General features: G+C 64.2%; 11 protein-coding genes. 3 read left to right on the top strand and 8 right to left on the bottom strand.

The features are described 5' to 3' along the window. Positions 1-129: 129 nt before the first annotated feature. A complete protein-coding gene (locus tag AC5RT8_RS10085) occupies positions 130-1,860 on the top strand; it encodes an MDR family MFS transporter (RefSeq protein WP_494095566.1) in 1,731 nt (576 codons plus the stop codon). 1 nt (position 1,861) lies between these two features. Further along, complete coding sequence (locus AC5RT8_RS10080; RefSeq protein WP_494095565.1) at positions 1,862-2,326, top strand: MarR family winged helix-turn-helix transcriptional regulator; 465 nt, start codon at positions 1,862-1,864, stop codon at positions 2,324-2,326. 720 nt (positions 2,327-3,046) lie between these two features. Here AC5RT8_RS10080 and AC5RT8_RS10075 read toward each other — a convergent pair. The 7 genes from AC5RT8_RS10075 to AC5RT8_RS10045 form a co-directional block, all read right to left on the bottom strand. Further along, positions 3,047-4,660, bottom strand: coding sequence for an ATP-binding protein (locus AC5RT8_RS10075; RefSeq protein ID WP_494095564.1), 1,614 nt, complete (start codon positions 4,658-4,660; stop codon positions 3,047-3,049). Beyond that, a complete protein-coding gene (locus AC5RT8_RS10070; protein WP_494095563.1) occupies positions 4,653-5,489 on the bottom strand; it encodes an alpha/beta fold hydrolase in 837 nt (278 codons plus the stop codon). Before AC5RT8_RS10070 ends, AC5RT8_RS10075 begins: the two co-directional genes overlap by 8 nt. Positions 5,490-5,547: 58 nt before the next feature. After that, the gene (locus AC5RT8_RS10065; protein ID WP_494095562.1) at positions 5,548-6,483 is read right to left on the bottom strand and encodes a hypothetical protein; all 936 of its coding nucleotides are present in this window, start codon (positions 6,481-6,483) and stop codon (positions 5,548-5,550) included. A gap of 161 nt (positions 6,484-6,644) precedes the next feature. Further along, complete coding sequence (locus AC5RT8_RS10060) at positions 6,645-7,211, bottom strand: WxL domain-containing protein (RefSeq protein ID WP_494095561.1); 567 nt, start codon at positions 7,209-7,211, stop codon at positions 6,645-6,647. 465 nt (positions 7,212-7,676) lie between these two features. Continuing rightward, a complete protein-coding gene (locus AC5RT8_RS10055) occupies positions 7,677-9,320 on the bottom strand; it encodes a sensor histidine kinase (RefSeq protein ID WP_494095560.1) in 1,644 nt (547 codons plus the stop codon). Then, a complete protein-coding gene (locus AC5RT8_RS10050; RefSeq protein ID WP_494095559.1) occupies positions 9,313-10,128 on the bottom strand; it encodes an alpha/beta fold hydrolase in 816 nt (271 codons plus the stop codon). Before AC5RT8_RS10050 ends, AC5RT8_RS10055 begins: the two co-directional genes overlap by 8 nt. A 483-nt stretch (positions 10,129-10,611) precedes the next feature. Then, positions 10,612-11,088 (bottom strand): MarR family winged helix-turn-helix transcriptional regulator, encoded by a 477-nt coding sequence (locus AC5RT8_RS10045; protein ID WP_494095558.1) that lies wholly within the window; start codon positions 11,086-11,088, stop codon positions 10,612-10,614. Between the two features lie 91 nt (positions 11,089-11,179). Between AC5RT8_RS10045 and AC5RT8_RS10040 the strand changes: the two genes are divergently transcribed. Then, positions 11,180-13,036, top strand: a complete 1,857-nt coding sequence (locus tag AC5RT8_RS10040; RefSeq protein ID WP_494095557.1) for an ABC transporter ATP-binding protein — start codon at positions 11,180-11,182, stop codon at positions 13,034-13,036. 16 nt (positions 13,037-13,052) lie between these two features. On the opposite strand, the gene AC5RT8_RS10035 is transcribed toward AC5RT8_RS10040, so the two are convergent. Beyond that, positions 13,053-13,430 (bottom strand): VOC family protein, encoded by a 378-nt coding sequence (locus AC5RT8_RS10035; protein ID WP_494095556.1) that lies wholly within the window; start codon positions 13,428-13,430, stop codon positions 13,053-13,055. Positions 13,431-13,457: the final 27 nt, after the last annotated feature.

Raw genomic sequence — 13,457 nt, 5'->3', positions numbered from 1 at the left:
GACGACGTCGTCACTCTCCCGCATGAGATCAGTCACCGACGGGCGCATATGGCCGGGGCACTGAAAACCCCGGACGTACCGTTGATTTAAATCAACCTTTAACCGTCGTTCGGCTTTTTGGAGTACCCCATGTCCGTTTCCCCTGCCCCGCAGGGCGCTGCCCCCGCAACCCGAGCCGAGGTGCGGGCGGAAGCAAAACGCAAGCACCGCGCCGTCCTCCAGGCCTTGACCGGCCTGCTGCTGGGCATGTTCGTGTCCATGCTGGCTAACACGGTGGTCAGCACCTCGCTGCCGGTGATCATTTCGGACCTCGACGGCGATCAGGCCGCCTTCACCTGGGTGGTCACCGCCACCCTGCTGGCCACCGCCGTTTCCACCCCGGTCTGGGGCAAGCTGGCGGACCTCCTCAACCGCAAGGTCCTCATCCAGCTGGCCCTGATCATCTTCATCGTGGCCAGTGCCGCGGCAGGCTTCGCCCAGAACACGGACTGGCTGATTGCCATGCGCGTTATCCAAGGCATCGGTGCCGGCGGCCTCGGAGCGCTGACCCAGATTGTCATGGCGGACATTGTCTCCCCGCGGGAGCGCGGCCGGTACATGGGCCTGTTCGGTGCAGTGATGGCCCTGTCCACCGTGGGCGGCCCGCTGATCGGCGGGGTCATCACGGACACCGCCAACTGGCGCTGGAATTTCTATGTTGCCGTGCCGCTGGCCGTGGTCGCGCTGGTGATGATCCAGAAGACCCTGCGCCTGCCCCCGCTGAAGAAGCGCAAGGTGCAGATCGACTACGCCGGCATCGTACTGTTGTCCGCCTCGGTGTCCTGCCTGCTCATCTGGGTTTCCCTGGTAGGCACCGACTTCGGCTGGGCCAGTGCAGCCACCGCGTGGATGGTGGGCGGTTCGTTGCTGGGCCTGGCCGCTTTCGTAGCCGTGGAGCTGAAGACACCGGAGCCGCTGATCCCGCTGAGCCTGTTCCGCAACCGGACCTTCACCTTCTCGGTGATCGGCTCCCTCGCCGTCGGCGTCGCCATGTTCGGCACGTCGGTGTTCCTGTCCCAGTACATGCAGCTGGCCCGCGGTGCCTCCGCAACCATGTCCGGGCTGATGACCATCCCGATGATGGCGGGCCTGCTGATTATCTCCACCCTCGTGGGCAGGATGATCACCAAAACCGGCAAGTGGAAGGCCTACGTGGTGGTCGGCTCGGTGCTGCTGACCGTGGGCCTGGTCCTGATGGGCACCATCGAGTACGACACTAATTTCTGGCTGGTCTCCCTGTACATGTTCCTGCTCGGCGCGGGCGTGGGCATGGTGATGCAGAACCTGGTGCTCGTGGTGCAGAACGACGTCCCCACGCGGGACCTGGGCGTCGCCAGCTCCAGCATCAACTTCTTCCGCACCATCGGCGGCACCGTAGGCGTTTCTGCACTGGGTGCGGTACTGGCCACCCAGGTGACCGACCGGCTGGCCGAGAAGCAGGGCGAACTGATGGCCGCCATCGGCGCGCTCGGGGCGGAGGGCAAGGAAGTGGCCGCCTCGCTGTCCTCCGGAACCATTCCGGATGTGAATGCGCTGCCGGAGTCGGTGCGCTTCATTGTTGAATCCGTGTACGGATCTTCCGTGGCGCATATCTTCATGATCGCCGCCCCGCTTGGTGTGCTGACCCTGCTGGCCGTGTTGTTCCTGCCGAACCTGCCGCTGGGCAGCATGACCCGGCACGAGAAGATGCAGGCTGAGGAATCCGCTGCGGTTCCTGCCGGCCCCGCGGAAACTGTAGCCGACGCGTCCCAGCAGGCCGCCGGACAGAACCCCGATGTTTCGTCCGGAAAGGATGTTCCGTCGGGAAAGGACATTAAGTAGCGTGGCGACGCCGACGGCCGGGGACCCTGAGAACGTCACTTTTGAGTCCTCGGTGCTGGAGGTGGAGCAGCAGTTCTCTTCGATGCTTGCCGCGGCGCGGCACTCCGTCAAGGACGCCGCCGCGGCCGTGCATCCACACCTGCAGCCGCTGGGCTTCACCGTGCTGATGACCCTGTACCGCGAAGGCGAATGCCCGCAGGGCACTGTCGCCGACATCCTTCACGTGGACAAGGCCCTGCTCAGCCGGACGGTGTCCCAGCTGGAGGCCCTGGGTTTGGTGGCCCGCCGGACCGATCCCTCTGACGGACGGGTCCAGCTGCTGAACATGACCGCCGAGGGCCGGATCCGCTTCGAAGGGGCGCATACAGCCAAACGGTCCCGGCTGCGGGCCCAGCTGCGAAACTGGACGCCGGCCGAGCTCCGGAGCCTCACGGGCCTGCTGCGCAGACTCAACGAGGGGGGCTGAGCTCTCCGCCGCCTTCCCCCAGGATCCGGCGGCGGGCAGCCTTGGTGTCACCGGGCATAGCCCTAGCGGCGCTTGCCGGAGCCCTGAGGGGCACCGAGGCGCACCCTGCGCCAGCCAGCATCAGGCTCAAGGTCCTGGCGTGGGGCATCTTGGAATGTTGACCAATGAGCCTCCCCGGGCACCCGATACTGGCCTTGGGCGTACTTGGTTCCCGGCGGGTTCCTTATAGGTGCTGGCAGCATGTCAGGACGCTCCCGCTTGATCACAACACGGGGATTGTTCCGCGCTGACAGAGGTTTCGGAGATGGTTTCGAAACTTGTTTTTTGCGGGCTTCGGAACCTGTCCTTTATGTTTTTTCGCGGCATTGGCGGCCTTCCCGACTGCTGGCTTAGCCTTCGGCCGCTTCGAAGCGTCGAAGGCTGGTTTCCCGCTGCCGCTGCATAGCTGTCCGGTGGCGTCGGCATGCTTGCCAACCAGTCCTGCGAGCGGCTTTCCGGCCATAGTTTTCTGGCACTTTATACACTTCCAAGTTGGCCCTGCCACGGTGCACCCTCTCCCCCAAGAAAAACAACACAAGCTCTATTTGAGCACCGAGCCCATTGACCGTCGATGGTTTCGCGCGTCCTCGGGAAGCCCCCCATAAGGGACTAAACTGCTCCAGCATCGATTACCAACTGTGCCCGGTCGTCCAAGTCCAAACCGGAAAAGAACTCATCGGTCTATTCCTCATAGTCCCGCGGCAGGGTCACCGTGAACTCCGTGCCCTCTCCCGGTTCACTGGTAAAGGTCAACGTTCCGCCGTGCGCTTCCACGATGTTCTTCGTGATCACCAGCCCCAGCCCCACGCCGGGAACCGCCGTGGCGACTGCACGGCGGGAGCGGAAGAACTTGGTGAAGACCTTTTCCTGCTCGGCTGCGCTCATGCCGATGCCGGTGTCCGCCACACGGAGACAAACAGTGTCCTTATCCTGCCGCAGGCGGACCGTCACCGTTCCCCCGTCCGGAGAATACTTGACGGCGTTGGAGAGCAGGTTGTCCACCACCTGGCCCAGGCGCTGCGGATCCACGACTGCGGTCAGTGAAGCAGGGAGGTCCTGGACCAGGTGCACCTGACCGGCGGCGGCCTTCGGCGCTGCCGACTCAATACCGGCGCGCACAATGTCGGCAAGGTTCACCGGGCGGCGGTCCATCTTGGTCGCACCGGAGGCCACGGACAGCAGATCCGATACCAGAGCCAACAGGCGCTCCGAGTTGCGCAGCGCGACGTTGAGGGCCGCGGTGACCTGCGGGGGCAGCCCCTCCTCGTCCAAGGCGAGGTCGAGATAGCCCATGATCGAGGTCAGCGGGGTCCTCAGCTCGTGGGACACGCTGGCTACGAACTCCTCCTGTGCCGCTACGGCACGGACCAGTCTGGTGACATCGCTGAAAACAATCACGGATCCGGAGAAGGTGCCGTCGGTCTTGATGGGCCGGGCGGAGATGTTAATAGCCAGCTGGTCCTCGGGATGGCCGAACCACACCACCTCATTGGAGAAGGACTGACCGGCGGCCGCCCGCCCCACCGGCCGCTCCGCTACCGGGAGGGGCGTCACCCGGTCGGGACCGAAAATAGGCTTGTCGTCATACGCGTTGCCGCCCGTTATTTTTTGCCAGGTGGACACCAGATGCGCGTTGGACAGCATAGTCCTGCCCTCGGGATCAACCACGAGCAGTCCAACATCGACTGCGTTCAACACGGTTTCCAGCAGCGCTTCGCGTTTCCTGCTCTCCTCCAGGTTTCCCTGCAGGATACGATCCTTTTCCTCGAGCGCCTTCTGGTTCTGCCTCAGCTCCGCTTCGGCTGCTGCCCTGGCCGCTTCCGCCGCCTCCGCTTTCCGCAGGGCCACCACCAGCTCCTGCTCATAGAGACGGCGCTCGGAGGCCCTGAAAACGGAAATCCGGTCAATGCCGTCAACTTCGTCATCTTCCGGTTCACCGGAACGGACGCCGGACAGCAGAACGGACATCCGCTCTCCATTTGCTGCCAGCAGGTCCACGGCCATCTCGTTGAAGCACCTCGACACCGCCAGCTGGGGGACAGCATACGAAGCAAAAACCACTTTGTCCGCGACAGGTAGAAGGTCGAAAATACTGGCGCCCAGCAGCTTTTCCCGTGACCTTCCAGTCCAGGACACCAACGTGCGGTTGACGTCCAGAATGGTTCCGTCAGTCTTCAGCACCAGATACCCGGAGGCAGCGGCATGGAAATGGTTTTCGTAATCCGAGCCGCCTCCAGCGCCCGGGTCCTCCCCGCTCGCTGTTCCCTCGCTGTTCCGGCGGGCAGAACTAGTCATGGGACGTCGAGGCGAGATAGTCCTGGATGGCGCCGGCGGTCAGGACGGGGGCATTGAGGTGCGGCATATTCCCGCGTGCATCAAGGTCCACCAAAACGCTGTTGCGCAGATGTGCGTGCAGGTACCGGGAGGCCGGCGGAGGAGTCAACGGATCCGCCTGCGACTGCAGGATCAGCACCGGAACCTGCACCCGGGGCAACACGTGCCGAATGTCCACGGCGAAGGACATTTTCAGGAAGTCATAGACGTGCCTAGTATCCATGCGGCACAACCGCTCGGCCTCTTCGGTGCTGAGGCGCGACCCCGGGTCTGCGCCGACAATACCCGGAGCAATCCCCGCTGCCCACAAAGGATAGTTTGCCTCCACCGTGTGAAGGATCTGCTTCACATCCTCCGGTTCGAAACCCCCGGTATAGCCCTCGCTGTTCAGGTAGCGTGCAGAAGCACAAAGCAGGATGAGGCGCCCGATGCGACGGGACGTGGTCGCCGCTTCCAGCGCCATGGCACCGGCAATGCTGTGGCCGAGGACCGTCGCATCTTCCAGCCCCAAGACGTCCAGGACCTCGTGCAGGTCGGACAAATATCCCTCCAGCGACTCGTACTTCGCCCTGTCGCTGTCAGCAGGGCTCGCACCTCCGGTCCCTACGTGGTCCATGAGCACCACTTTGTAGGTGGAGGTGAAGTGCGGAAGTATCCCGTTCCAGATGACCTGGTCGCAGCCAAAGCCCTGGACCAAGACCAGAACCGGACCGTCCGAACGTCCAACTACACGCACATTGTTCCGGCTCATCACCGCGGCTGCCCGCCCGGTTACCGTATCCGCAATCATCCTGTCCCCTGCTTCCGTGTCGTCTTAGACCATCTGTTTTGCTTACCTAGCCGGACTGTCAGGCATTCCGGGACGCCGCCGCATGCCTCCTGCGGCGCAGCCACAACACGACGCCGCACAGGATCAGGAGAGCAGCCGCCAGCACCACAGCGGGCACCAGCGGGGAATCCGTGGATTCAACTTCGGCACTTTCAGCCCCGGGCAGGACAATTTCCGCTTCGCCTTGAGCCGAGACCAGCCCGCTGGATAACTCGAGGCGGGCCTGCCAGCTGCCGGCAGGGAGTTCCGGAGCCAGCGTCACTGTCACGGGCGCCGATTTTCCGGGCATGATTGTGACGCTTTGGTCGAGCTCCTCGGGACCGGCGGAAAGCCCGCCCGGCCCGTCAGTAAGGGTAAGGGAACCCTGCACATCGATGGTCCGGCCGCCGGTGTTGGTGACTTCCGCCGTCACCTGCGGAGCACCGTCCCCGGACTGCGACGCGGTGGGCGGATCGACGGTGAAGGCAGTGCCGGGGCCGTTGCCTGCCCCCACGGACAGGTAAACGCGTATCCCCACGCGGCTGGCGGTGACAATCTGCGTGCCCTCGGCCGGCGCGGACCGGACTTCCGCCCAGAGAGCCGCATATTGCTCCCCCTCGGGAGCATCAGCCGGAACGGCAATGCGGACGGGCACTTCTGCGCTTTCGCCCGCCGCCAGTTCCACTGTTTCTGGATCCACTGTCGTCCACGACGTGAGCTCATTCTCGGCCTCACGTTCAAGCCCGGTGAACTGACCGTTTCTGACCTCGGCGGCTGCAGGATAAACCGCGATGGATTGTTGCGCGGAGGTATTGTTTTGGACTTCCACGCGCCGTTCAATGATGGCGCCGGGGGCCACATGATCGACAATATAGGACCGCGCGCGGGGATCTGCCTGCGCAGCAGCCGGGACATCCAGCAGCCGGATACTGATGCCCTCGGGCGCAGGTGTTTCCGCGACCGCAGACGGAGTCACGGGTAAAGCTAGGAAAACGGCGGCGAGGAAACCCGCAAAGAATAAACGCACAAAAACCCCTGGCAGGCCGAACAAATGGATGAAGGCATGAAACCCCGCGGGCATAATCACCGGCTCGGGGCGCTCAGTCCCGGGAGCAGGCCCCCGGGACTGAGACACCGCTAGAGGAAGGAGTGCGTCAGCACGGCCGAGTACGTTCCGGCCAGCGCATCGTCGGGAACAACCACTTCCAGGGTTCCGTTCCACTTGGCCGTGTTGTTGCCGTGGACAGCTGTGGCGCTGATTGCCGTAATGCCTTCGCCAGCCGCAAGAGTCAGCTTTCCAGCAACCGGGGTGACGGTCGCTTCGCCGGTCTTTGCCACAGCGCCCGGCACGTAGGTGGCATTGGCGGCCTCAATGATCTCGTCGCCGACAGTTTCCTCCTGGCCGGTGAAGTCGGACAGTTCCACTGCCACGCTCCACCCCGCCGTGCCTGCGCGGTCATCCCGGACAGAGGACTCGGGAATGGCGATCTGGGCTATCGCGCCGGGCTTGAACTTCGTATCAGCAGCGAACTTCTCCGGGACGCTGATACTGAGGGCGCCACCTTCGACCTCAACAGTGGCTTCGGAACCAGCAGCAGGAGGAAGAATGCTGTCCCCGTCGGCCGCAGCAGCGGGAAGGGCAGCAGCGCCCACCAGGGCGGCAGACATGCAGAGGGCAAGCGAAATGCGGGCTGGATTGCGCATAGGAGTAGAGACCTTTGTGTAGAGACAGACAATGCTATTCGCCGGTGAGATGTCCGGTGAACGGGGGGCGCCAGAGAAGCACCCTTTTCCCCGCTCGCAATCTAACAGAAATTTTAGCCAAAGAAAATTCATGCATGTGCATGGACTTAATCTTTCGGGGACGTTTCCCGAGGGGCCGTACCGCCAGACGCCAAGGCCGTTTTTCGGCGTTTTTTGTTCGCGGAAAAGGCCCCGTATCTCAGGCGGGGCCCTTTCCGCGCGGAAACCATTGTGATTAACGGCACCGCCTATCTGCAGGGTCTCTACTTCCCACAGGGCACCGATCGTCGCATGCGCTTCTCACGTTTAGCTCAAGATTCGCTCAAGATTCGTCAAAGTTCACGGCGTCACCGTTCGGCCGACGGCTCAGATATGCGGCCTATATGGTTCCCGCGGCTGCGGACTTTCCACTCAACAGGGACCGGTTTATCGGTTGAGCGCAGCGGTTTCGGCGCTGACCGGGAGCGTCACTGTAACGACATTCCCCTCCCCCTCGGTACTGACGAAGGACAGGCCCCCTCCGAGCTCTTCGACGATCCGCCTGGAACCCTGCAGGCCCGCGTCGACTCCCGTCGCAGTGTCTGAGGATCCCCGGCGGCCACGAAAGAACTTCACAGGCGTTTTCTCCGGTTCGGCCTCGTCCGTTGCAATTGCGGTGTCCGCCACCCGCAGGCAGACCGTCTGTCCCTGCTGCCAGAGCTGCACGCAGAGGTTGCCTCCGGGGAGTGAGTGCTTCGCGGCGTTGGACAACAAACCGTCCACCAATTTCGTGAGCCTTTCCGCGTCCACGTCCGCGACCAGCGAGACCGGAATTTCCGTCAGGAAATCCAGGCGCTTGGCGTTTGCCTTCGGACGGATGGAAGCGATCCCCACACGCAGGACCTCGGCCAGGTTCACCGGGCGGCGGCCGGGTTCCATGCTTTCCGGAACTATTGACAGCAGCCGGGAAACCACCTGCAGCAGGCGGTCCGAATTACGCTTTGCCACATTGGCGGGAGCTGACAGGTGAGCCGGGAGGCGGCCGTCTTCCAATATCAGGTCAAGGTAACCCATGATCGAGGTCAGGGGTGTCCTGAGGTCATGGGACACCTTCGCGACGTATTCCTGGTGCGCTTCCAGTGCACGGACCGGTCCGCTGATGTCGGTAAAGGCGATCACCGAGCCGGAGAGCACCGCATTGGCCTCGATTGGGCGGGCCGAGACCCTAAGGGCCATCTGCTGGTCCCCGCTGCCGAACCAGAACATCTGATCTGAAAAAGCTTCACCCGCAGCGGCCCGGTGAATTGGGCCCTCTGCTTCCGGCAACGGGGTGGTCCGGTCCGCAGAAAACACCTGCCCTCCGCCCTTGGCGACCGGTATGTCTCCCATGATTTCCTGCCAGATGGAAAGCAGGTGGGTATTCGACAGCACCGTATTTCCCTGGGTGTCCACCACCAGCAAACCCACGTCGGCAGCGTTCAGCACCGTTTCCAGCAGTGCTTTCCCCCTGATGCTCTCGGCCAGATTCTCCTGCAGGACACGGTCTTTTTCTTCCAAGGCCTGAAGCTTTTGCCGAAGGTCTCCTTCAGCGGCGGCGTACACGGTTTCCGCGGCCTCCGCCTTCCGGAGGGCGTCCTCGAGGTCGCGTTCATAGAGGCGGCGCTCGGAAGCCTTGAAGACAGTGATTCGATCTATCGGGACGCCGTCATGCTCGGAGCGGGCTGCCGAGAGCAGCACCGGGATAGAGGTTCCGTCCGCAGCCCGCAGGTCCACTGCCAGCTCATCGAAGTGCCCTGTCATGGCCAGCTGCGGCACCACATAGGACGCGAACAGTACCTGGTCTCCCACCGGCATCAACTCGACGACGTTAGTGCCCACGAGCTTTTGCCTGCGCTGTCCGGTCCACAGCACCATTCTGTTATTGGCGTCGAGGATGGTTCCGTCCGCCGACAGGACCAGATAGCCCGACGCCGCCTCATGGAAGTGGGTGTCGTATCCGGCGTGCGCGGCCTCCGAACCCGATGCCCCTGCGTTTTCCCGCATCTTCGGCCGCCTGCGGGTGGTGGCGATTCTGCGCATTGTCTTAGCCACGGGGAGTACCTTCCAGGTATGCGTGGATGGCCGCAGCCGTTGCCATGGGTGAGTAGGTGTGGGGCATGCTTCCTGGAACGTCCAGGACCTCGAAGGTGCTGCCGGCGAGATGCTCGTGCAGGTACCGGGATGCCGTAGCCGGGGTCAGCGGGTCCGCCGCCGTCTGCAGGATCAGCACGGGGACGCGTACCCGCGGCAGGAGGGGGCGGATGTCCGTGGTGTAGGACATCTGCAGGAAGTCGCGGACGTATTCCGGCCGCAACCGGCAGACCCGCTCGGTCATTTCCAGGCTGAGCTTGGAACCGGCGGGGGTACCGGTGAGCTCCGGCGTCGCCTCCTTTACCCACAGGGAGAAGTTGGCTTCGACGGCTTTGAGGATGCTACCGATATCCTCCAGCTGGAAGCCGCCGGCGTAGCCTTCGTCGTTCAGGTAGCAGGGTGAAGTACACAGCAGGATCAGTTTTGCGATGCGCGGACTGCCTACCGATGCAGCCAAAGCCATGGCACCGGCAATGGTGTGGCCGACGAGCACGGCATCCTTCAGCTCCAAGGCGTCCAGGATCTCGGTGAGGTCGCCCAGGTACCCGTCCAACGATGCGTACTTGGCCCGGTCGTATGCGGCAGGGTCGGAACCGCCGGTTCCGACGTGGTCAAACAGGACCACCTTGTAGGTGTTGGTGAATTCCGGAAGCATCCGGTCCCAGATCACCTGGTCACAGCCGAATCCCTGAATGAATACGAGGGGCGGGCCGTCGGCCTGTCCCAGCACCTGCACATTGTTACGCGCAATTACTGCGTCTATGTTCATCGTTACTGCTTCCTCAAGAATCCTGGCTTGTGCATGTGGATACAGCCCCTCAACCGGCCCGTGTGATGTTTTACCCGCAGCCGGTCCGTTGTTGAGGTCCGGATGCATAGGGGTCTCGGGAAGGGCGGGCCGTGGGGATGCCGCGCCAAGGCCGGCTCGGAGCCTTGGCGGAAACTGCGTCTAGGTCCTCGGGAGGCTCACTGCTGCCGGCAGACCCGAACGCGCGCGGGCAGAATCGCCGTCGCAAAAGCGGGAAGAGGAATAGGGCCCCGCGTGGCTGCGGAGGGGCCGGGGGTACGCGAAATGCGGGTTATATGACGCATAGCAGAGACCTTCGTGTAGAGACTGAATGGTCACCGATGAGATATGGCGGTGACGGAGATGCGCGTGAGAAGCGCAAGCGATTCCCCGCACGAAATGTAACAGAGGATAGACCGCGGACGAAATCATGCATATGCATAGATAAAGAAGTGCCGCCGGCTTTTATCCGTTGCTGTCTCCGCCGAGTTTCCCGAGGATCCGGGCCAACTCCGTCATGTCGGCGGGGGCAAGGACGGAAAAGAACTCATCCGCCTCGCGCTTCCGATCCGCCAGGACCCTCTCCCGCAACCGCTTCCCCTCTTCCGTCACACGGAGCAACGTGGCCCGGCGGTCTACAGGGTGTGCGCCGCGCTCCATCAGGCCCTTCGCGGTCAGCTGGTCCACCACCTCCGTAGCCGACCGGGGTGCAATCCGCAGCCGCTCGGCCAGCTCCTTCAACCGCAGCCCCGGCCCGCTCTCCCCCGGCGCCTCCGCAGCGCCTTCAGGACCGGCAGTCCGTGCCACCGCGCTCAGCGCCCGGAACTGGTGCGGCGTCAGGTCGTACGGTGCCAGCTGCTGCAGCCAGCGCTTCCGCAGCGCGCGGAACGCCGTGTGCATCAGTTCGCCCAGAGCGGCCGGATCGTCAGAAGCAGAAGTCATGGCAACCAGTCTACCCATTTCGCGGTAACCACATAATGAGGTAACCTCTGCTTTACCTGCCTCGCATCTTCCGGCAGCGACAGGAGGAACCATGGCTATTCCCGAAGCGGCCCCCGAAGGCCCCGGAAGCGGCAGAGGTCCAGGCCGCGGCCCTGCGAAGCTGAATCCCGCCGATCAGAAGCAACTGGCCCGGCATCCGGTCCATCTGCGGCGCATCGCCGCACTGTTCGCCCCGCACAAGGGGACCATCGCCGTCGTCGTCCTGCTGATCACCGCCTCATCGGTGGTCGGCCTTGCGCAGCCGTTCCTGGTCCGCGCCGTCATTGATGATGCTCTGCCGCAGGCCAACACCCGGCTGCTGCTGTTCCTCACCGCGGCCATGGTGGGCGTGGCCGCGCTGACCGCCGCGATCGGCGTCATCCAGACCTGGCTGGCCACCGGCATGGGCCAGCGTGTCATGCACACGCTGCGTGTGAAGCTCTTTACCCATCTGCAGGCCCAGTCGCTCGGGTTCTTCACCCGCACCCGCGGTGGAGAGGTCCAGTCCCGGCTCACGCACGACATCTCCGGCATGCAGTCCGTGGTCACCACCACCGCCACCGGTGTGGCCTCGAACCTCACGACGGCGGTGGCTACTGCCGTCGCGATGGTGGCCCTCTCCCCCGGACTGAGCCTGATTTCGCTGGCGGTGCTGCCGCCGGCCATCTGGCTCTCCCGCCGCGTGGCCATCATCCGGCGCGACGTGACCGATGAACGCCAGCGCGAACTTGCCGCCCTGCACACGCAGGTGGAGGAAGGGCTGTCAGTCTCGGGCGTCCGGCTGGCCAAAACGCTCGGCACCGTTCCACGCGACGCCGAGCGGTTCCGCACCCGCTCCGAAACCCTCGTGGGACTGGAACTGCGCAGCCAGCTGGCCGGGCGCTGGCGGATGGCCACCATGCAGATCGTCTTCGCGGCCATTCCGGCAGTCATCTACCTCGCCGCAGGCTTCCCTGCCACCAGCGGCGGCATGACCATCGGCACCCTGGTGGCATTCACCGGGCTGCAGGCCGGCATTTTCCGGCCGGTCATGGGCCTGCTGAACATCGGCGTGCAGTGGGTGACCGCCCTGGCGTTCTTCAGCCGGATCTTTGAGTACCTGGACCTCGAGCCGCAGATCCGCCCGGCAAGAAACCCGGTCCGACTGGACCCGGCCGCCGTGCGGGGCGAAGTGCGGTTCGAGGACGTGCATTTTGCCTACGACGACGGCACCGAAGTCCTGCACGGCATCGACCTGACGCTGCCGGCCGGGACCGCCACCGCCGTCGTCGGACCCACCGGCTCCGGCAAGAGCACCCTGGCGTCCCTGCTGCCGCGGCTCAATGACACCGGGTCCGGCCGCGTCAGCATCGACGGCGTGGACGTACGCGAACTGGCACCCGAGGACCTGGCCCGGATTGTCGGCGTCGTCTCGCAGGAGACCTACCTGATCCACGCCACCATCCGCGAGAACCTGCTGCTGGCCGACCCGGACGCCACTGATGACCAGCTCTGGTCCGCCCTTGCCGCCGCGCAGATGGCGGACACCGTCGGCTCCCTGCCCGAGGGGCTGGACACCCTGGTGGGAGCGCGCGGCCACCGCTTTTCCGGCGGGGAGCAGCAGCGGCTCGCCATCGCCCGGACTATCCTGCGCAATCCGCCGGTGCTGGTCCTGGACGAGGCCACCTCGGCACTCGATAACACCACCGAGGCGCAGGTGCAGCTGGCCTTGGAACGGCTATCCGCCGGCCGCACCACGCTGACCATTGCGCACCGGCTCTCCACCGTGGAAAACGCGGACCAGGTGGTGGTGCTCGACGGCGGCAGGGTCATCGAAGCGGGCACGCCGGACGAACTAAGGACCGCCGACGGCGCGTTCTCCCGTTTGGCGGCGCACACCGCCACGTTGGAGGACAATCTCGCCGGCTAACCGGCCGGATGCCGGCTCAGTCGTCCTTCCAGCCAACGCAGAGGCAGAAGGGGTGCCCGGCCGGGTCGAGGAACACCCGGAAGGTCTCCCCAGGCTGGTGCTCATGCTTGGTTGCGCCGAGCAGCAGGACCGCGGCTTCGCCTTCATCCAGGTCGTCGACGTCGACGTCGATGTGCATCTGCTGGGGAACATCCTGGCCGGGCCAGGCGGGCGGCGTGTAGTTCTCCACCCGCTGGAAGGCGAAGCGCTGGCCGGTGGCGTCGGAGATTTCGGTCCAGTCGCCGTCGTACCCGTCCAAGTCCACCTTCCAATCCAGAAGGGCTCCGTAGAAGGTGGCGAGTGCCTCGGGATCCGGGCAGTCAATAACTGTGCTGGGTACTCGTGCGATAGCCATGGCCGGCAGCATAGGACGCTTTGCCGC

This window comes from Arthrobacter sp. Ms25 (assembly GCF_059090365.1).
The sequence above is the reverse complement of the archived record's forward strand: the minus strand, read 5'-3'. Positions and strand labels throughout refer to the sequence as shown.

Coding starts and splice junctions, on each gene's coding strand:
- AC5RT8_RS10085 (WP_494095566.1), top strand. CDS start 130: ATGTCCGTTTCCCCTGCCCCGCAGGGCGCTGCCCCCGCAACCCGAGCC.
- AC5RT8_RS10075 (WP_494095564.1), bottom strand. CDS start 4,660: ATGACTAGTTCTGCCCGCCGGAACAGCGAGGGAACAGCGAGCGGGGAG.
- AC5RT8_RS10070 (WP_494095563.1), bottom strand. CDS start 5,489: ATGATTGCGGATACGGTAACCGGGCGGGCAGCCGCGGTGATGAGCCGG.
- AC5RT8_RS10060 (WP_494095561.1), bottom strand. CDS start 7,211: ATGCGCAATCCAGCCCGCATTTCGCTTGCCCTCTGCATGTCTGCCGCC.
- AC5RT8_RS10050 (WP_494095559.1), bottom strand. CDS start 10,128: ATGAACATAGACGCAGTAATTGCGCGTAACAATGTGCAGGTGCTGGGA.
- AC5RT8_RS10045 (WP_494095558.1), bottom strand. CDS start 11,088: ATGACTTCTGCTTCTGACGATCCGGCCGCTCTGGGCGAACTGATGCAC.
- AC5RT8_RS10040 (WP_494095557.1), top strand. CDS start 11,180: ATGGCTATTCCCGAAGCGGCCCCCGAAGGCCCCGGAAGCGGCAGAGGT.
- AC5RT8_RS10035 (WP_494095556.1), bottom strand. CDS start 13,430: ATGGCTATCGCACGAGTACCCAGCACAGTTATTGACTGCCCGGATCCC.